The 19619-nt window shown below is 34.3% G+C and carries 16 protein-coding genes and 1 pseudogene; 2 read left to right on the forward strand and 15 right to left on the reverse strand.

Features of this window, described 5'->3' with window-relative positions:
- Positions 1-257: 257 nt before the first annotated feature.
- Complete coding sequence (locus HPT25_RS29210) at positions 258-389, reverse strand: hypothetical protein (RefSeq protein WP_281368293.1); 132 nt, start codon at positions 387-389, stop codon at positions 258-260.
- A gap of 655 nt (positions 390-1044) precedes the next feature.
- Here HPT25_RS29210 and HPT25_RS27885 point away from each other — a divergent pair.
- On the forward strand, positions 1045-1677 hold the full coding sequence (locus HPT25_RS27885) for a stage II sporulation protein M (protein WP_173072026.1): 633 nt from the start codon (positions 1045-1047) through the stop codon (positions 1675-1677).
- A 727-nt stretch (positions 1678-2404) separates the two neighbouring features.
- Here HPT25_RS27885 and HPT25_RS28940 read toward each other — a convergent pair.
- From HPT25_RS28940 to HPT25_RS27910, 7 genes and pseudogenes are all read right to left on the reverse strand, one after another.
- A pseudogene (locus HPT25_RS28940) lies at positions 2405-2521 on the reverse strand (GNAT family N-acetyltransferase); the annotation flags it as partial.
- Positions 2522-3146: 625 nt separating this feature from the next.
- On the reverse strand, positions 3147-3404 hold the full coding sequence (locus tag HPT25_RS27890) for a DUF5348 domain-containing protein (protein ID WP_217270028.1): 258 nt from the start codon (positions 3402-3404) through the stop codon (positions 3147-3149).
- Positions 3404-4204 carry an ExeA family protein gene (locus tag HPT25_RS27895; protein ID WP_173072030.1) on the reverse strand — a complete coding sequence of 267 codons (801 nt, stop codon included), beginning with the start codon at positions 4202-4204 and terminating at the stop codon, positions 3404-3406. The genes HPT25_RS27890 and HPT25_RS27895 overlap by 1 nt, the downstream gene beginning before the upstream one ends.
- On the reverse strand, positions 4197-5459 hold the full coding sequence (locus HPT25_RS27900) for a DDE-type integrase/transposase/recombinase (protein ID WP_173072032.1): 1263 nt from the start codon (positions 5457-5459) through the stop codon (positions 4197-4199). The genes HPT25_RS27895 and HPT25_RS27900 overlap by 8 nt, the downstream gene beginning before the upstream one ends.
- 297 nt (positions 5460-5756) lie before the next feature.
- Positions 5757-6122, reverse strand: coding sequence for a DUF6431 domain-containing protein (locus tag HPT25_RS29445; RefSeq protein ID WP_376768001.1), 366 nt, complete (start codon positions 6120-6122; stop codon positions 5757-5759).
- Positions 6123-6163: 41 nt separating this feature from the next.
- Positions 6164-7672 carry a hypothetical protein gene (locus HPT25_RS27905; protein ID WP_173072034.1) on the reverse strand — a complete coding sequence of 503 codons (1509 nt, stop codon included), beginning with the start codon at positions 7670-7672 and terminating at the stop codon, positions 6164-6166.
- Positions 7673-8458: 786 nt separating this feature from the next.
- A complete protein-coding gene (locus tag HPT25_RS27910) occupies positions 8459-9574 on the reverse strand; it encodes a hypothetical protein (protein WP_246277417.1) in 1116 nt (371 codons plus the stop codon).
- A 1275-nt stretch (positions 9575-10849) separates the two neighbouring features.
- Here HPT25_RS27910 and HPT25_RS27915 point away from each other — a divergent pair.
- Positions 10850-12493, forward strand: coding sequence for a helix-turn-helix domain-containing protein (locus HPT25_RS27915; protein ID WP_173072036.1), 1644 nt, complete (start codon positions 10850-10852; stop codon positions 12491-12493).
- 480 nt (positions 12494-12973) lie between these two features.
- On the opposite strand, the gene HPT25_RS27920 is transcribed toward HPT25_RS27915, so the two are convergent.
- From HPT25_RS27920 to HPT25_RS27950, 7 genes are all read right to left on the reverse strand, one after another.
- A complete protein-coding gene (locus HPT25_RS27920) occupies positions 12974-14341 on the reverse strand; it encodes a DUF4179 domain-containing protein (RefSeq protein WP_173072038.1) in 1368 nt (455 codons plus the stop codon).
- Positions 14311-14871 (reverse strand): sigma-70 family RNA polymerase sigma factor, encoded by a 561-nt coding sequence (locus HPT25_RS27925; RefSeq protein ID WP_173072096.1) that lies wholly within the window; start codon positions 14869-14871, stop codon positions 14311-14313. The genes HPT25_RS27920 and HPT25_RS27925 overlap by 31 nt, the downstream gene beginning before the upstream one ends.
- 622 nt (positions 14872-15493) lie before the next feature.
- The gene (locus tag HPT25_RS27930) at positions 15494-15655 is read right to left on the reverse strand and encodes a hypothetical protein (protein WP_173072040.1); all 162 of its coding nucleotides are present in this window, start codon (positions 15653-15655) and stop codon (positions 15494-15496) included.
- A gap of 550 nt (positions 15656-16205) precedes the next feature.
- A complete protein-coding gene (locus tag HPT25_RS27935; protein WP_173072042.1) occupies positions 16206-17255 on the reverse strand; it encodes a DUF1835 domain-containing protein in 1050 nt (349 codons plus the stop codon).
- 263 nt (positions 17256-17518) lie between these two features.
- The gene (locus HPT25_RS27940; protein WP_173072044.1) at positions 17519-18100 is read right to left on the reverse strand and encodes a GNAT family N-acetyltransferase; all 582 of its coding nucleotides are present in this window, start codon (positions 18098-18100) and stop codon (positions 17519-17521) included.
- Between the two features lie 320 nt (positions 18101-18420).
- Positions 18421-18762, reverse strand: a complete 342-nt coding sequence (locus tag HPT25_RS27945) for an avidin-fold protein (protein WP_173072098.1) — start codon at positions 18760-18762, stop codon at positions 18421-18423.
- A gap of 101 nt (positions 18763-18863) precedes the next feature.
- The coding region (locus tag HPT25_RS27950; protein WP_173072046.1) for an NAD(P)-dependent oxidoreductase at positions 18864-19619 on the reverse strand (756 nt) is incomplete at its 5' end.

Raw genomic sequence — 19619 nt, forward strand, 5'->3', positions numbered from 1 at the left:
TACTGTTAGGTAGGTAGTTAGGGCTTACCTCCCCTAGCCTAAAGACGTAAGGGTTTTAGGCCCACCTTATAAACATTCTTGAAAGGATAAAGAAAAGATTTTTGAGACCCTTTCTTTGTAAAAGCGATTTAAAGTAACCTCACGAATCACACCAGCAGTATTACAAGCTAAATGCAAAACGAGAGTTGATATTAAATCACTTTTTAAAACATGGTGGAGTTTTCGAGGCTGAGTTTCAGTTTTAAATAATGAGAATGTCATATTTTTGTTGTAATTTTTTTAATGTCAAATAACGCGGACAAAAATTCAGCAGAAACAACAATTCCGGAAATTTTTGTTACATCAAAACCGCTATTTTCTTGACAAAGGATACTTTGATTTTGTAGCATACGCCTTGCTGACCCCTTTCGAATCAAGATAAATTGTTTGGGTAGTAAGCAACCCAATAATTTTCTCGTAAATCTACGAAAGGTCTGTAGGTGGCATTTTAAAAAACCATACACTCACAATCAATACTTTTGCAAAAAAATGTACAACCTAAAAAACGGTCAGCTAGCTGCAAGATCAACAAAAGAACGCCCTTCCTAACTACCACCTGGAAAGGTATCCCCCATTAACCCAAACTAACTTACCGTTTTTCTCTAATTTTCTTTACCAATTTCTCATACATTAACCACTTGAAATCAAAATCACGATACTTCAAAAACAGGTTGAATTTCCCTTTATTGTTATACGATTGTAAATTTATCGAAGTTATAATAATATATATTTCTCTTAGCTTCTTACTATTATTTCTATACCGTAATAATATATAAACCTTTTGGGTTAAGAATTTGCAGTGAAATCTCCGTTTTCAGAAGTTTTTTTGTAAAACAATAAGGTGAATTATTGTTTTCAGCATTTAATTATGAAAAAAATGGTTGAATATTTTATGAAGCGGAATTAATAGATATTAAGAACCAAAGAATAAGATGAATTTTTAAATGTATTCTTGTAATAGCATATGACTATGTTTAAACAAAAAAACAACTGGAGGAATTCAAATTGAATCTATTAAAAAACGAATGGTCTAAATTTACTTCTTATTATAAAAAGCATTTTAGATTAATGTTAACGGTATATATCTTAACCGTAATTGTTTCTTTTTTTATCATAAGGTATGGTTTGGATGAGAGTATTACAAAAAAATGGCTTAAATCATTAATGAAAGGTTTATCTGAGCAAGGTTTATTGAAGGATAACAATGATTTCCATACGATGTTGTCATTGTTTTTACATAATACATTAGTTAGTGTATTTGCTTTTATCGGTGGATTTATCCCTTTGTTGATTTTCCCTTATTTCTCAGTGATGTACAACGGAACAACAATGGGTTTAATTTTAGCTGTTTCTTCTTTGTTTTTTGGTTCAGGATCCGTTTGGAAAATGGCTACTTTAGGGGTTTTACCACATGGAATAACCGAAATCACTGCATCCATCCTTTCTACGAGTCTAGGTTCATTCCTTAGCCTGAATACAACAAGAAAACTATTTAAAAAAGAAAACAAGCAGTCACTAAAAGAAACATTGAAAATGACATCAACAACCTTTGTTTTAGTAGTCATCCCATTATTGCTTATATCTGCTTTTCTTGAAGCGTATGCTACACCTCTTCTCCTCAAATGGGGGATGAAATAAAAATTCGTAATGAATCTCTATAAGCATAAATCTCCTATAATGTCCTTAGCGCATTTTACCAAAGTAAGGAATATTCTATTAGAATCAAATCATAATCTAAATAAGGAGAATGGATATGACTAATAAACTATATGAGCAAAAAAAAGACGGGATTGATCGCAGGAATCATTAGCAGGTTTAATTCCCTAATATATATAGGAGTAATTTAATTTATTGGAGGCGGAGTATATGAAACTATGATTTTTATTTATGCTTGTCATGATACTTTTAACGATTCTATTATTTGGCTAATGATACTGGAGTTGAGTACTATTTAGAAAATTGTTCGCCTGATATCAGTAAGACTTTTCAGTTTCGAGTGAAAAAGTAACGAATAAGGAGAAGGGCCCCGTTATATGTTGTGGGGCTTTTCTAGTTAAATAATAAGTTAATACCGATAAAAAAGTCCTAATAATAAGCCATCTTATCTTTCCCTACTTATTCTGTTAAAGACATATGTTTTCGTATGAAATTGTTAAAAACTGCAATTTCGTTTATCGTTTCTTCATCTTAGAGCTTTACTTCTTCATCTTTTACCACTGCTTTTATATTTCATTCAAGCGAATACCGAAAAATAGCAAAAATATCTTTGATTGATAAAAACGGATTAACGACCATAAAAAAATGGGCTGATGGTCCAGTCCATAAATTCTTCAATTCTTGCGCCCGATAATTGAAGATGAAATTTCTATAAGAGTTTAGACATATAGTATTCATTAACAAATTCTCCATCAATGTACAGTGAATGTCTTTTTGTTCCTTCGATATCAAATCCCATCTTTTTATATAAACGCAATCCAGCTTCAATTCAATTGAGCATCAGCAATTGTTGTCTTTTCAGATTTAATTAATTTAGCACCATAATGCTCGTAGAAATAACGGGTTTTCCTTCTTCAAGTAAATTCATTCATTAAGTTTTAATTGCTGACTACTCCTACCTCTAAAGAAGTAGGGTTCTTATGTAGAGAAGCGGTACGAAGCTCTCCACAGACCATTGATTCCCTTCAAAAATAGGTTGGAAGAAATCAACGGTTTTCTGTGTACATCATCTTCGATTATTCTTCTGTTCCATAAGACTTTATACTCTACACCACCGTTGTCGTGTTAGCGAGTACCTTTGACGAAGGCGGGTAGCTCCACCTACGAAGGAAGTTCTCCTTAGTCTTTTAAATATTAAATCCCCATACTGCTGGGGTAGTTCATGGAATGTTGTTTTAGTTTTTCTATCTGTCTATCATGCAGGGTTATAAAGGTTTCAAAGTTGTCTTGGCATCGTTTCTTATCGTGTAAACGAGCACATTATTCCAGACACTGTTTTTCACTTTAACTCGGCGAAAAATCTGAAATAAAGTGCTTATTATTTCAAATTACTTCGGATAGTGCAAATTCTTGTTCATATTATTCCGGTAAAAACACTAAAACAAAAACCCCTAAAAAGGGGCATCCACTCGAATGTAATCTTGTATTTTTACTCTAATCTTATATATTTCTTGGCTATGAAGGACAAAAGTTACATCATTATCCAATGTTACGAACCAATCTAGATCTTTCTCCAGATAGGCTAAGAAATACCGATTATTGATTCTTATTTCAAAATGATAGCCTTGGTCAATCCAATAGGATGACTGTCCTATCCAAACTCTCCATTCCTGAGTGCTATGATTATAGACCAATATTCCTCTTTTCATCACAGTTTACTATCCTCAATGGCCAATCTTACGATTTCTTCATCTATCTGTTCCTTATGAAGTTGAGAACCAAATAATAAACTGTTAATGGTCAATGTATTTATGACTCGTGGCCATCCCTGTAATCGTAAGGTTATCGCTTCCTTTGCTGCCTCAGTAAAAATAGGCATTTTTGCCCCGGCTATTTTCATGTGGTGGTCAATATAATTAGACACTTCTTCTTTTGTGAGTCGCTGAATCTCATATTTCATGATGATTCTCTGAGTAAGTGGACGATGATGATTTAAGGCTAACCGAGTCTTCAAATGAGGTAAGCCGGATAACACTAAAATAAACGGATTTGTTGAGTCCATCTGGAAGTTAAATAATAACGCTATATCCTGTAAAAAAGCATCCTTTGCCATGTGCATTTCATCTAGAATAAAAACAGGTGTAATTCTTCGTTCCTCTACAATCCGTTCAATTCCTCGTTGAATTTGCCGGAAAAGATCCACTTTCCGGAACTTTGGTTCTTCTCCTAAACCATAGGCTAAACCGCGATAAAAATCCATGACCCCTCCTGTTGAAAGAGGAAAATAGATTACTTGATATAAAGAAGAGCTTAGGGACTCTTTAAAAGACCGTAAGGTAAAGGTTTTTCCTGCACCCGGTTCACCAATTAGAAGACCGATTCCTTTTGATTTTTCTAGGTATTTTAATGCATTTAATGCGCCCTTATAATCAGTAGAGGGAAATGCATCTGATGGACGTATGTCCTTTGAAAATGGCGTTTGGGCTAAGGAATAGAAGGATTTATACACGTTCTTCACCTTCTTCTAGTTCGGTCGTCCCGCTTAATAAAAATGGGGACTGAACTCGTTTTGCCTTAGCGTTGACTTCAAAAGAAACCGCTAGGGCTTCTGCCACCTTTTGATCATTTTCAAAAATAAAAACACCTTGTTCATCAAACCTGACATCCACACGGTTCCCAATAAATCTAGGTGGTACCTCGTAAAGCTGCTTGTCTAATGTAATCGTTCCATCTGGTTTCACCTTCCGGTGTTCCCGTTTTAAGAAGATTGTCTCAAGAATAGAAGTGTCCTCTAAAAATGAAACTTCATGCAACTGAGAGTGAAAGACTTCATGAGGCGTTTTTCCTTCTAGAGATGCATGAACTCTCCGATGATAATCTTTCTCTAACCACTTCCAAAAGCGTTCATTTAGCTCCTCCAAGGAGTGGGCAGGGTTTGCTTGTAAAAGTGGATAGAATCTTGTTTGGATGGTCTTAAACATCCTTTCAATTTTCCCTTTGGCCCTCGGGTCAAAAGGGGCAGTGTGAGCCAAAGTAATTCCAAGTCTGGCACAAGCATATTGAAGTGTTTCTGATCGATAAATCTTACCATTATCAGAATATATCATTTTAGGTTTTCCTCTTCGAATAAGAGCTTCCTTCGTTACGACTCTTAATCCATCAAACTTTTCATCTGAGAAAAACTGCGCATAAGGAACCAATCGAGAACAATCATCGATATAGGCGATTAAAAAGGTCTTCTTTGCTTTCCCATTCACCTTTATGTATGGACCATGGGATAAATCTCCTTGCCATAACACATTCACTTTTTCATGTACGAACCGTTTCCGTTCGGGAATGGCTGAAAAACTTTTCCCTACTAAGTTGTGTTTTTTTAATAATCGATTTATAGTAGAATATGATATTTGATTTTTTTGAACTTCTCCACTCTCGATTAGTTGTTCGTAAAACACACTAACGGGCATATGGAGATTTTTTTTTCGAATTTCTATGATTTGATCCCGATCATCAGGTAATAGTCTTCTGGAATCCCCTCGATCCGCACGATTCTTCGGTTTTAATGCCTCAAACCCATTTCTGCGATAATGAAGAAGCCACTCTTTTATTGTTTTTACGGCAATTTTGCGTTCCCCGTAGTAGGGAACTGAATGAACCTTTCCCTCCAGTTCATTAAGATACGTCTTTGGGTCCACTTGCCCATTAAACAGAGGGGCAATGAGTCCAAAACGAAATAAAGCAATTTGTTCGCGTTCTTTTTCATTCATGGAAATCTTCCTCCTTTTCGTAGAAGGACAACCGGTTATCCATGTATTTATTCTACTTTTTTTGTCATTTTCTGACGATGCAAAAGGTGTGTGGGACAAATAATATTTTTGTATCACCACAAATATGGTAGAATTAATTTGCCATAAAGTACGTTGATAAATGACCCCAGCTCCTTCGTAAGAAGGAGGATTCGCCAAAATCACGGATCATTTTCAAATATTTTATGGCCTCTTTATTTCGATGGCTAGATAGGCCAGTAGAATAACCAATATCGGTAAAAAAGCTATGTACCCAATTCAATTTCCTATCGTCCGTACAAAATAAAACCTTAATAATTGGCGGCTGCAATTAGCTTTCCTTTTTTGAATGTACTCCTGTATAAGATCTAATACTATACCAATGGTGTGCTGAAAATAAGGGATTAAAAAATCTGGTAGGATCGATATATTCGCTTTACAATTCAAACACCTAATTCGACATATAGGAATCTTGATGGTTAAATCCTCCGTAATTCCAAACCTCCAATAGTACCCATTCCTATGAAGATTTCCATGTGATATACACTTGCAATTGGGACAACAATCAAGCGTAGGAAAGCTATTATTCTTCCCTCTATCGGCATATTCTTTTAAATCGATTCCAAAATCAAAAGAAACAATCATAAAAAAACTCCACCCCCATAATATGCAAAAAATTTAGCACATTATTTCGGTGAAGTATAGATATTGTTCCGAAGGAATTTGAAAAAATGGTGGTGTTTTTTGCAGAAAAAAAGTGACCGTTTACACTTATCGGTTTGTTTTAAGGTATCATCGCTATTCATTAACAAAAAGGCACTGTACAGGTCTCGTTGAACTGGATGTTCTCCGATTTGACTCCATCGCTGATGGAGTTTTTTCTTTTGGTAGGTGTTATCCATAAGGTTGTATTGGCTGGCTTTAAAGGTGATGGTATTGACTTCATGGAGTTCTTTTCCTTGATAGGTTAGTTTTTGTTTCAATATCTTCACGAACAACGAAGGGGCATATGAGCCAATGCTCTTGCCAAATCGTTTCTTTCGTTGGTATTTACCTGTTTTTTCATTGATTTTGGTTTCTTTGGCACGTTTAGCTAATCCCTGAAAGTGCATCTTTTCCAGATACACTTCATTCCCTAATGATAAAACATGATTAGCCAATCGACCATGTTGTTCTTTCAGAACCGCTTGTCGTTTACGATAGACTTCTTTTAATTGAAAAAGCGTTTTTAAAAAGGATTGGCTACGTACCCATTGTTCCTTTTTTCCTTTTTTGACAGTGCCATCAGAAAGAAAACGATGCGGATTGGTCGCTCTTCGACTTCTATCCATTTTACGTAATAAGCGTTGTTTTTCCTTATCCAAGGCATCCACTTTCGAAGCTAAAGGTTGCAATATGACCTCTGTTTCCGATACCACTGCTACCGTAGATGTGCCGATGTCGATACCGACTCGTTGGTCAGGAGAGACCTTGTACCGAAAGGCTCCTGTACTATGGATACGCTTGGCTGGTGGTATCCCATCCATGATAAGTTGCACATAATAAACACTTTTTCCACGAATAATTTTTTTAACCAAACGACAATATTTGATACGATGTAAAGCCAAGGACTCATGAACAAACAGGTCGTTTTTCCGACTCTTGACAGGGAGAACCAATCCATTCCAATGCACTGTATTACTTTTAAACCGTATCCCCGATGTATTGGTTTTACCCTCTACGGAAGTCAAGGTTCCGAATTTTTTGAAATGAGCTTTCTTGCCTTCAAAGAGAACTTTTTGTACCGCTCTCCAAACCGAAGAAGCCACTTTTTGAGCAGTGAGACTGTCGATATGGTCTGCCACCGCTTGACGAGGTTTGGCTACGTAGGCATGAAGTCCGTATTCGGACAAACCAAAAGAAAGGCGAATCGAATCTAAGATATTCCGATAGTTCTTTGCCTGTTTGTTTAAAAGATGTTGTTTTGATTTATGATTTGTCTTTTTTAAAAGCGATTTGGTTTCTCGATAGAGATGTAGATTCCTTTTAAAGTGTGTTGATTCTTTCATTTTTTTTATTTGTTTGAGTGCATTCGAAAGGGTGGCGTTATACAGCTTTCGTGCTAATTCAAAACGAGTATCTAAGATATGTTGTTGCCATGTTTCTGTTTTACATTTGAGTTCGATAATAAATGTAGGTTTTTCTTTTTTGGGCATATTCACCACTCCTTTCGTGTTAGTATGTATACCATTATTATACTATAGAACATATGTTTTGATAAAGTTTAAAAACACTCCATTCATCCCGACATCTAAAGAAGTGGGCTTTCTGGAGTTAAAGTCTGTAATAGGCCTGAACAAAGGGTTCCTTAATAACTTACTTGTTTTTGCCCACTCCAGTTGGTGAACTGCCAAATTGTAAAATATAGCGTACAGCGTCCGATTTCCCTTGTTGCTTAATTGTCCGCACCGCTTTTTCGCTATTTGCAGATAAAAAGAAGAATGGATGTTTGAATGTGGAATACATTTATAATGTACTTTTTATTTAGAAACAAATTTACATGAAATATAAAATTTAGAGTAATTATAGGGGATCAAAAATTGATAATAATTCAAATAAAAATAAAAATAGAGGAGTAATAAAAAAGACAGTAACAATAAAAAAAACAGTAATAATAAGCTGTTTAACCAAAACTTATTGCAATCCTTGCTACACAAGGGATAAATCAAACTTGATTGAATTAAGATATCGTATTATTAAGATAACCACAAAATAAGCATACACGTTTTAACAGTTTAACAAGGATTCTAATCTTATTTTCACATATTCAGATGAAAATAAAAAGAAAATTAACAAATCCACAGGTATACATTCGTAAGTGTTTGTGACATAAAAAATGAGCGTGAAATATCATTACGCTCATTTAGGAGGGTTCCATTAGGGTTTTTATTTTTTCTCCAATGACAAAAAGCCTTGTAATATTGTATTTTTTTACAAGGCAACTATAATATAATTTTTTCAAAATCAGGATATGTGCCGGTTTGAGTATAATGCTCGAACATGGTTTCTATTCTTACTTCAGGAGGAATTTTCTTTAGAAAAGTTCCTAAATAATTCCTAAAAGCTTTTCTAAAGAAAGCTCCTAATGAGTGGATTCTAAAAGTTTTGTTATTTTGTTGCTGCTGATGTATATAAATACCAATGTTATCCATGCAGTTAATAAAGTATTGCTTTATTGCAGATTCTAAATTAAATTGTTCATGATCTTTTAATAATTTGACTTTATCGTAAACTTCTTGTTTATAGGAAATCATAATATCAAACTGATCCCGAGGTTTATACTTTATTCTTTGACCATCGAGGAAGTAAGTTAATTCATGAGATAGCATGGCCATAAGATGGTCGACTTTAAATTCCTCAACATTTTGCTCTTTTACACAGGTTTCTTTTATTGTGATCCAAACTTTTCTTACCCAAATTTGCTTTCCTCTATATTCTAACCCTTCATATTCAATGACAAATAAAGGTTCAAGAAGAGTAAGTATCTCCCTAACCTTTTTTGAATTTTTATTTAATTGTTTTTTCAAAGTAGACATGTTACGTGATTGTCGCAACTTATTAAGCTCAATTACTTCTTTTTTAGACATAGCTGTACGGAACTGGTTAAATAACGATAAAATCAACTCAATTCCTTCTGGATTTGAAGTTCTAACCAGTTCAGCTAATATATTGGTTTTAAAAAGAGCATGAGGAATTAAAAGGTAGTTCAGTTCTCCTCCTTCTAAACTTCCCGGATTATTGTATTTTTCGATATCTTTTAAGACTAATACAGGCAAATCGTTAAGTATCTCCTCTTTGACAAAGTGATATTTTTCTAAATAAAGTTTTCCTGTGTAAAAAGTAGAATACGGGATTTTTAACGTTTTTGCCCAATATGAAAGGTTATATTCTTTTAAAATTCCACGTTGATTTTTCTCTTTGTCAAGTTGGCATAGCATTGTTAAATAAACAACGTAAGCAGAAGCAGGGGGTCTCTCGAAAGACTCATCTCGAATCATATAAAAATCCTTTAAGATGGCTTGTGGCATTCTAAATCCATCCATTTTAATTTTCTTCATGTTCCCCTCTCCTTTCCACCTACTATTTCAATTAAGAATTATAGCAAAATTGGATTTTGCCGAAATTTATCTCTTAATTAAAAGGAATGTTATTTTGTGCATATACTCAATGCCTTGTCATATAAGGGTTTGAAAAAACGAAAAAATTTTTTGTGTGACAGTTAACGTCAAAATTATTTTCTATTTTTACTTAAGGTGAAAACAAACGTCACACTTTCGTCTTTTGTGCATGTGTTTGAATCCTTTGGATCTAGGGGATTGAAAATAATTTTAAAAATTTAAATTTAAATTTCTTTTTTTAGATGCACAAAATATTGTGCATCTATATGTGAAAGCAAACGTCATAAACTGTCGAAGCGTCAAATTCAGTTTATTTATGTATCCTTGAGAATAAATATTGTCGATAAATTTTTCCTAGGGTTAACCATTTTTTGTTTTGTGCATGGATGTGAAAGGAAACGTCAAAGTACATTGACAATGCACAATAAGCAATTTTATATATCACTTTTAATGCAAGACTCATAAAGCTTTAGTACATTCATTGGTGTATGATAAGCATTTCTTTGAAAGGCTATGAAAAAAGCTTTTTAAAATACTTAAAATGATATTTGTGCACTTGCGTGAAAGGAAACGTCAAAAGATAGATTCATATGCACAATGTGTTATTTGTGCATGGATGTGAAAGGAAACGTTAAAAGATGAATCCATATGCACAATATGTTATTTGTGCATGGATGTGAAAGGAAACGTTAAAAGATGAATCCATATGCACAATATGTTATTTGTGCATGGATGTGAAAGGAAACGTCAAAAGATGAATCCATATGCACAATGAGTTATTTGTGCATGGATGTGAAAGGAAACGTCAAAAGATGAATCCATATGCACAATGAGTTATTTGTGCATCAATGTGAAAGGAAACGTCAAAAGTTTGACCCGTGTGCACAGTGGTTATTATGTATCGATGAAAGGAAACACCAAACACCTTTCCAAAGGTACTTTTGTTTTTTTCTACGGAAGGGTAAGGCTCATATATCGACACTATAGTCCAAAATAAATTTTTTGTGCATCATTGTGAGGGCAACCGTCAAAAGGTATTAAAAATGTGCATAACAAACATTGTTACGCTCATTAATTCTGGATTTTTTGTGAGAGGTAACGTCAATAGTACAAAGGTTTGGATGATTTTGTGCATGTTCTCCATGTTGACAAGAGATTTAGTTCATAAGAATATGGGAATATGATAATTTTTTTGATAAATTGGGAGGATCATAGATGCCACCGCAAAATGATGTACAAAATAGATTTGTTGAATTCGCAAATGAAACCTTCCTGGATTATCCTGAGCTTATCGCTGCGTGGGAAGCAGATATGGGCAAGATTTATGATATAAACTCTGACGATTTTCAACCATGCCAATCGTTAAAAGCGTTTTTGGTCATTATCAATCGCATAGCAATGGAGCATTCTTTAAATTTGCAAGAAATTGACGAATGGATACATTTATATAGCTCTGAAATAAGAGATTTTGTTATCCCATATATCCAATTTGAGGATTCTAACAATGTGAGTCCGAATCAAAACATTGTCACGGAGCTATTGAATCAAAGCTTTATTGAATCAGGTTCGGCGCTTCTTTACCATAAATTAAGGGATACTATAAGTAAAAATGAATTTCAAATAAAGACAGAGTATCCAACAGCGCTTATTAATGAAAAAACTTTAAAAGCGACTGCACAGGTTAGGTCGGAGGGAAATGCCCTTCACCTGCTATCCTCGGAAGAAATTGATCAATGGAAAAATCTCACTGCGCAAGCAATCACCTCTATGGACGATTTAACAGCAGATATTTTTGATATTATTTCTATTTTATGGATGCGCCAGGCCTCTCATAAAGACCAAATGATAAATTTCCATACGGATGATGCACTAAATTTAAGGCAGGTACAAGGAAGGAAAAGTATAGAAGGTTATCAATCAGCTTATCGAAAAAAAGAACGCGATGAAATTATGAAACGATTGGCTGCATTGACAACCATTTGGATCCGAATTGAGCGGGACAAGCTTAAGTTTGTAGATGCAGAGAGTAATGAGATTGATGAGCTGGAGCAAGTTCAGTTTAACCCATTATTTATTCTTGATAGTGTTACAGTAGCATATCGGGACTCACAACCTGTCGGTATTTATGAATGTAAAATTCGCCCAGGCGAGTTATTGGCCAATTTTCTATACGGTTCTAAGAAGAGTAGCGGGTTATTAGCCCTGAAAACTCTTAAATATAATCCAATCAAGCAAAAGTATCATAAACGATTGGCACGATATTTATCTTGGCAATGGAGAATTCGCCAAAAAGGAGCAGATTATTTCAGACCTTACAGTATTGGGGGCGATAAAGGACTTCTAAACGTTATGGGGATACAAGAAAATGGACGGTATGGTTCAAGGATTAAAGAGCATTTTGAAAATATCCTAGATACTTTACAGCAGGATGGAATTATAAATGAATGGAAGTACCTTGAATCTTTTAATGAATCAATGGTTGAAGAAAATAAAAACTGGTTTCATGACAATTGGATAAATGCTAAGGTTCAGATTGTGCCTCCAACGGAAATTACCGTTCAAAACAACAAAGAGTATTTATCATTGGAGATGGGCGAGTCTGAACAACAAGAAATGAATTTTGCAGCAATCTTAAGGAATATGACGAAAAAAGAAACCGCTGCTTCCGAAGTGATGGAAATGGATGTAACTCCTGAAAATATGAAACAAACTCGACTCAATCGTGGACAAAAATTAGCAGCGGTCGCAAAAGAAATCGGAATTTCGCACACGACTCTTTCAAGATATGAAAATGGAAAAATTTCTAATCCAACTGAGGAAAATATGTTAAAAATGAAAAATTGGTTAAATAAATTATAATAGCTCCTTATTCCAACCACTTTTCAATATAATAAATAAATATTGTGATTGAAAAAATCAAAGATGAAATAAACTAATTGTTCCATTATACAGTTATTTCTAGTGTACCTTTAAATAAAAACAGGATGGATCAAGCAGAAATGTTCTACCTAATCCATCCTTCATTTTTATTCCTATAAGTAATTTTCAACTAGCCTGTCTCAATTAATATAATTAATTTGTTGCATTATAATGTAGTTTGGCTGTCGCGATTTCATGGATAGCTCTTATATAACGTGATTTTATACTTTTTTGTTTGTACCACTAATTTTTGATTATCTTTTAATAAGACCAATTCATCTCCAACACACCGCTAACCGGTGTGTTTGCCTCGATTTATAAGCATGTCTATTAAAAAAGTAATAACCAGGCGATTAAATGCAGTATCTAAAACTTCTTTCAAGTTTCCTAATATTTATGCTACGACTAAACTATACGCCTCTATTTTAAATAAATCGTTAGTGGTGGCAAAGTTTTTTCAGGTAGTAACATAGAGAATGGGGCTTCTAAAGAATAGTGTTCCAGACTGAAGTTATATATACCAAATTCACCATCTAATTTAAATGATGCTTGAAATTGTAGTTTATCGCTGTCCAACACTTTGATTGTACTCCCTTTAACGAAGTGACCAATTGTAGGTCGGTCTTTGCCAATTTCAGCAGAATCAGTGAGTTTCATAATTTCACCAAAGTTTTGGAAATCAAATGTTAAATGTTTCGTATCTACATGATCAAGAGTGTATTTTACAATTAAATTTCTTTTACTTTGTTGAATTTGATCAACTTTTAACGTTGCATCGCCACGCTTACTTTTCATTTCAAAACTGTTCTTTTCCAATGGATGGGAAACAAATGATTCAGAATACTGAATATGAGGATAAATCTTCATATACTTAGCGTTTTCGGGTATTTTACCAATTATAGAGCGTTCTTCTGATTCAATGCTATTTCCTACTCTTTTTCTGCCGAATTCGGTTCCTGAGCTTAATACATCGATTTTATGACCTTTATCATCCGTAACTTTATCAATCCGAGCCATATCGTCTTTACCAACCAGTGAATAAATGGCTTTGTAGTCAAGTGTTGCCGACCCTTTTCCAATGGTAAGCGATTCAAAGTTCATTTTTAGTTCTTTATCATCGCTTTGTACGGACTGCACGATATGTATCTTTTTGTTATCCAATTGACGAATCGGAATATCAAACTTCCATTTTCCTTTTACATCGTTAAAGGCTGTAAAAGTGAGAGGCAACGTCACATGCTCTGGGAGACTTTTGTCCGGATAATCAATTAGAATTTGACCAAAGCATCCATCTGGTGTGACTCGACCACCGTACTGGGCTCCCCTATTCCATTTATCACTACCGTCTGCGATTTTCACATCATACAAAAAGTCATTTGATTGTAAACTTAAGTGATCGACCTTAAATGTGACACTAATTCTTCCACTATCATAATAAACACCATTGACTGTTACGCCGACACCATTGCTGACCGCTCTATCGTTTAATTCGGTGACTAGTTTACTTGCAGCAAGATTTTGGCCAACTGAATCATTAAAAGACGAATACATTTTTCCAATGATTGGAACGTCCGCAAATACTCTGCTCATTTGTGGAGAAACAAAGCCTGAACCGAAAAATACAATCACTAGAGAAGAAGCAATCAACGGAATCGAGAATCGTTTTATTTTTCGTATTGCCGGTTTTTCTTTTTGTGCTTTAGATATTCCTTTCTTTATGGCCATATGAAGATCGGGCTGTGGAACCTCTATTTTGTTTATCTCATCATTAAACTGTTGTTTATCCATCCTTGCTCACTTCCCTCTAATAATTTTTTTAACGATTTTCTTGCTCTGTGCAAATACGTCTTTACTGTTCCTTCGGGCACATTCATATGACAGGCAATTTGGTGAACAGATAAATCATGGTAATAATATAGAATAATTACTGTCTGATAACTGTTATCTAATTGCTGAATGGCTGCCATTAAATCAATGTTTTGCTCAGTTTGATTTGTTTTGTTTGTCGGTTCATCGGAGGTTTCGTATTTACTTTCATCCTTGATCTTTATCAATTTCTTCCCTGTACGTAACAACTCATTAGCATTATGTATAAGAATGCGTATCAACCATGTCTTAAAATACTGTGGATTTTTTAATTGGTCTAAAGATAAATAAGCTTTATAAACAGTTTCTTGAACAACATCTAACGCATCCTCTTTGTTTTGTACATATATATATGCCGTTCGATAAAGTTGATTTTGATGCAGGTATATCAACTCTTCAAAAGCAGCATCATCACCTTTTCTTGCCTTTTTGACAAGCTTTATTTCATCCATCATACCCCTCCATTGTCTATGCCTAATCCCTTAAATTGGTCTACTCTTTTTTAAAGCATGTTTTCATTGGGCTAACCCTTTACGGTTGGGCCAAGCATTGTTGCTTTCTTCTTTTTCATATATTAGATGGATTATCGGTATCGTTTGGTTTCAAAAAATTTTATATTATTGATTTCTTTTAAATTCAAACGCTTAATTTTGGAAGTAACTGTTAGCCTTACCAGTAACAAGAGGAACGCGAAGTATGTGTTATTGGTGTTACTTCTAGTTAGCCTAATAACTTAAACAAAGAAAGCGTTAATCTTTCTTCGATTAACGCGCCGATTGTTGAAGATCGTTATTGAAGTAAAGCACCCGTTAATAGAACAATCCTTTTTTATAAAACAATAACTATTCCCAGCACTATAAAGGCAACACCAGTTAATAGGACGAAATTTTTATATACACTTGGTGGAAATTTAATTAATAATTTGGCTCTGTTAAATTTAAATGTTGATTTTTAAATAGTAAATTGGGGAACCTTCATTTATAAAGGTTCCCCATGCTTCTTCAACTAACGCACCCGTTTGTTTATGGATATTACTTCACAAAGTTTGTTCTCCGTGTTGAATTCTCTTTTTATCTAATGAAAAAGATGCCTAATAAAATGAAACAGACCTTTGATTAACCAGATAACAACGTTTCCGATGCCCTCCAGTACCAAATCCCAAAAAGTTTCCTTTACTCCTTCTTTTATAACTCCATCCTCTTTTTTCTTGCGTTTCATCCGAAATGGCTTTTTCATACTTCCTCCCTCAAATGTCTATTAACAAAAATACATTCTTTTACTAATCTGTCCCACGTATACAGTATCAGCAAAAAAACATTGATATGTTGTACGTTGAAAACTATGGGAGATTTCAATTATCAACATTTACCTTTAACACAGCCAATAATTTAAATAATAAATCCCATTCTATAAATCCACTTATACTAATGTCTTTGTAATCCTTACTTTTCATTCTAAATAAAGAAGAAAAGAGTATAAATCTCCCCCATACATTAAGCATTGCCCCTATGAATAATGTCATTATATATCACCTAACCTTTTCGCATTTATCCCCATGGTTAGTTCTGTCTTGAATAGCTAAAATCCTTCTTGTTCCACAAACCTGCCTTTTAACTGATTAAAGACCAAGAAAAATGGACTGCTGAAAACAGTCCATCGTTGTTCAATTCTTGCGCCCGATTATGGAAGATCAAGAAGGAGAGATATCTTCCCTCCTTTATTTTTTTACATAAGGTTTTAATCCTATAAACTGAATTAAACTCAACCATGCAAAATGATTACCCTTTTAACTTAACTGCTTCTGCTTCAATCGCACACTATATAATCTCATCGCCTCAAGACTACCTTCAGCCTCAAATACCCCATTTTCGATCATTTTCTTCAACCGATACTCTAAGAACAAATCCCATATAAAGTGGTCTAAATGCCCTAAAACATCTCCAATTAACCTAGCCGATTTAAAAAATTCATTTGTTTTGCGTTTACCATGTAGCTTTTTTGCTCTGTTTATTATAAATTCGTCATAATAGTCTTCATGAGCACCTTCTATTCTTCCGTTTCTCCATATTCTTAATGTTTCTTTATTTTCAGTAAGGGAAAGCCATTCCTTTTCAAAATCTCCCTGTTCATGTTGTGTAAGAGGGGGTTCATCCATTTGTTTATAAATCGCTTGTAGCTTATCTGGAGCCAATTCACCAGTGCTAAAAATCGTATGTTTCCGTTTACCTTTGTTAAATAGGTTGTTAAATGCCTTTGTCGTATTTATAGCGAAAATATCATTATTTTTTTCCTTTAAAAGTTCCACGACAAAACGAAGTCCCGTCTGCTCCTCAGCATTTTCAGCAGCCCACAAATAAATAGGAATATTTTCTTTAATAGACATAATTTGATTAACAGCTCTGTTGAAGCTTTCCTTAGATTCATCGAACTCTACATCTTCATCAGACAAGTTATTTTGCAACCAATTATACCTGGACTGTTTTCCAACTTCTTCATTAAATTTCCAGATAGGACCGAAAGAGAACATTTCTTTAATGCATATGACCTTTTCATCTTTATATGCACCGAGTTCCTTTAGTGCTTGTTTTAAACATCCTGCAGGGGAAGCCCCGAACAGAATATGAACTACCTTAATTGGTCCTTCTATTTTATCTTGTCGCTGTTCTGATATACCGAAAAACAATTGGTATGCCCTTTTCATTTCTTCAATAAACCGTTTCTCAGAATACTCATTCTCGTTTAAAAGATGTATTCTTTTTAAAATATGATTAAGTAGTAACCTTGCATCTCTCTCTGGCAATTCCTTAACAACCTTATTTATTTTCTCTATTTCCATAAAAGTACTCCTCATAATTAAATTTTCCTGTCTTCTTATAAGAAAAAGCTGCTTGGGTGACAGCACTATCTTACAACCAACTGATTTAACTAAATAACAATTATTTCAAAATTCCCTGATTTGAGCAATTGCTTTATTCCAGAATATGGCCCAATTCATTAAAAAGAGCGCATTTCTTATTCTAGAAATGCGCCCGGTTGTTGAAGATCGTTATTGAAGTAAAGCTCCTTTTAGTTAATAAACAACACTTCTATAATATGCGATTATCGTAGCATACTCTCCAATTTGTTCTTCACTATCGCCCATTCTTGGTCAATTACACTGTAAAACACAGAGTCTCTTAAATAACCGTCAGGCATAACCATATGATTCCGAAGCACTCCCTCTTTTTCCGCACCCAGTCGTTCAATGGCCTGCTGAGACTTCTCATTTCGACTATCTGTTTTCAACTGAACACGAATGGTCCCAAGTGTCTCAAAGCAGTGTTTCAAAAGAAGATACTTACATTCTGTATTTATTCTAGTTCGCCAAACTGTTGGAGACAGCCATGTCCAACCAATTTCCAAATTACGGTTTGGTAGGGATATATTAAGAAAACGAGTGCTTCCCACAATTTTCCCCGAATCCTTATCGAAGATAACAAAAGGCAATTCGTTTCCTTGCTCTCTTGCTTGAAGTGCTCCATTCACAAGATACTTCATATCTTCAATCGATTGAACCTTCATTGGCATGTATGCCCAAATATCTGGATTGTTTCCCGCATCAAATAATTCCTGCACGTGATAATCTTCCATAGGTTGTATTTTTACTCTATCTCCTATTAGTACTACTGGTGTTATCTCCATAATTCTTCTCTCCTTTTTTTCTTTGGTATGATTATATAAACAAACTATCCTGTATTAAAGTGACAGTTTTTTATTTTTTATAAGTGACAGATAAAAGAGGGAGATTAAGCAACTCATCTTCCACTAATTCTCCATTTAACGGATTAACGACCATGACCATGAAAAAATGGACTGCTTTTGCAGTCCATAAATTCTTTAATTCTTGCGCCCTATAATGGAATAACTGAATAGTTTCTATTGGCTGGTTTATTTGAATAAGAAAATATCCATCAAAAGTGGCACCGTAATATCTTCAACTCTTGTACCTGTTGAATAGGAGGTTATTTTACTTCTTCAATTATGGATTCTCCTTCACTTTGGTCAGTATCTGTCCATTTCCATTTCTCATGTAATCTAATTCTTCCATCTGGGAGGGTTTCTGGAGTAGAGTAACATTGACCGCCTCTTATTTCGTTTCTTGTGTTTACATGGTTATATCTAAACTGTAAACTACTATTGTCCTTTACTATTCCAATTAGTGTCCCTTTAACAATTTCTCCTCCACTATATGTTGCTGAGAGGATATTCCCTTCTTGTTTGTATTCAAAAATCGTTTTTGAAGAAACTTCTCCGTTTGCTTTATTTTCAATTGAAACAAATTTCCGTCCATTATAATTTATCAACATTTTATCCTCCAATAGTTATAAACGCGCCCGATTGTGGAATAATGGTTATAATTTTAAAAAATTATTTAATATTTTCATTCCCTTGAATAATTAATTACTTATACAGTTAGAAGTTGCCTATCCAATAATTGAAATAAAGCTTGTGTTCCCTTTTCACCTTTTCCTTGAGATTCAAGCTCTTCATACAAAGATTTTGCTAACTTTAAACCCGGAGTAGATAAATTCATTTCTTCTGCTGATTCGATTGCTATTTTCATATCTTTAATAAAATGTTTAATATAAAATCCAGGTTCAAAATCGCCTTTAATCATTCTAGGTCCTAGATTACTTAAAGACCAACTACCAGCTGCTCCTGTTTCAATACTTTTTAATACTGTATTTGGATCTAGCCCAGATCTGGTGGCGTATAATAAGGCCTCACATACTCCAAGCATATTAGAAGCAATTGCTATTTGATTACACATTTTTGTATGCTGGCCAGCCCCAGCTTCCCCCTGAAGTACAATATTGGTTCCCATTAATTCAAAAATAGGTAAAACAGCTTTATAGTCTTTTTCAGCTCCACCTACCATAATAGCTAACTTTGCTTGTCGTGCTCCAATATCTCCTCCAGAAACAGGTGCATCTAACGTATGTATACCTTTTCCTTTTGCTTTGTTATAGATTTCACGAGCGAGGATAGGACTTGAAGTAGTCATATCGATTGCATATGATCCTTTTTTTGCCTTATTTAAAATACCATCTTCCCCCAAATAAATTTCTTTAACATCTTGAGGGTAACCTACCATGGTAATAATGATATTTGCTTTCTCAGCTAATTCTCCTACTGTATCTACCCATGTAGCTCCTTTTTC

It is taken from the genome of Neobacillus endophyticus (assembly GCF_013248975.1).
Taxonomy (GTDB): domain Bacteria; phylum Bacillota; class Bacilli; order Bacillales; family Cytobacillaceae; genus Neobacillus; species Neobacillus endophyticus.

Excerpts from the sequence above, each read along its gene's own strand:
- HPT25_RS29210 (WP_281368293.1), bottom strand. The coding sequence starts at position 389 with ATGCTACAAAATCAAAGTATCCTTTGTCAAGAAAATAGCGGTTTTGAT.
- HPT25_RS27890 (WP_217270028.1), bottom strand. The coding sequence starts at position 3,404 with ATGAAAAGAGGAATATTGGTCTATAATCATAGCACTCAGGAATGGAGA.
- HPT25_RS27900 (WP_173072032.1), bottom strand. The coding sequence starts at position 5,459 with ATGAATGAAAAAGAACGCGAACAAATTGCTTTATTTCGTTTTGGACTC.
- HPT25_RS29445 (WP_376768001.1), bottom strand. The coding sequence starts at position 6,122 with ATGATTGTTTCTTTTGATTTTGGAATCGATTTAAAAGAATATGCCGAT.
- HPT25_RS27905 (WP_173072034.1), bottom strand. The coding sequence starts at position 7,672 with ATGCCCAAAAAAGAAAAACCTACATTTATTATCGAACTCAAATGTAAA.
- HPT25_RS27910 (WP_246277417.1), bottom strand. The coding sequence starts at position 9,574 with ATGAAGAAAATTAAAATGGATGGATTTAGAATGCCACAAGCCATCTTA.
- HPT25_RS27915 (WP_173072036.1), top strand. The coding sequence starts at position 10,850 with ATGCCACCGCAAAATGATGTACAAAATAGATTTGTTGAATTCGCAAAT.
- HPT25_RS27920 (WP_173072038.1), bottom strand. The coding sequence starts at position 14,341 with ATGGATAAACAACAGTTTAATGATGAGATAAACAAAATAGAGGTTCCA.
- HPT25_RS27925 (WP_173072096.1), bottom strand. The coding sequence starts at position 14,871 with ATGGATGAAATAAAGCTTGTCAAAAAGGCAAGAAAAGGTGATGATGCT.
- HPT25_RS27930 (WP_173072040.1), bottom strand. The coding sequence starts at position 15,655 with ATGAAAAAGCCATTTCGGATGAAACGCAAGAAAAAAGAGGATGGAGTT.
- HPT25_RS27935 (WP_173072042.1), bottom strand. The coding sequence starts at position 17,255 with ATGGAAATAGAGAAAATAAATAAGGTTGTTAAGGAATTGCCAGAGAGA.
- HPT25_RS27940 (WP_173072044.1), bottom strand. The coding sequence starts at position 18,100 with ATGGAGATAACACCAGTAGTACTAATAGGAGATAGAGTAAAAATACAA.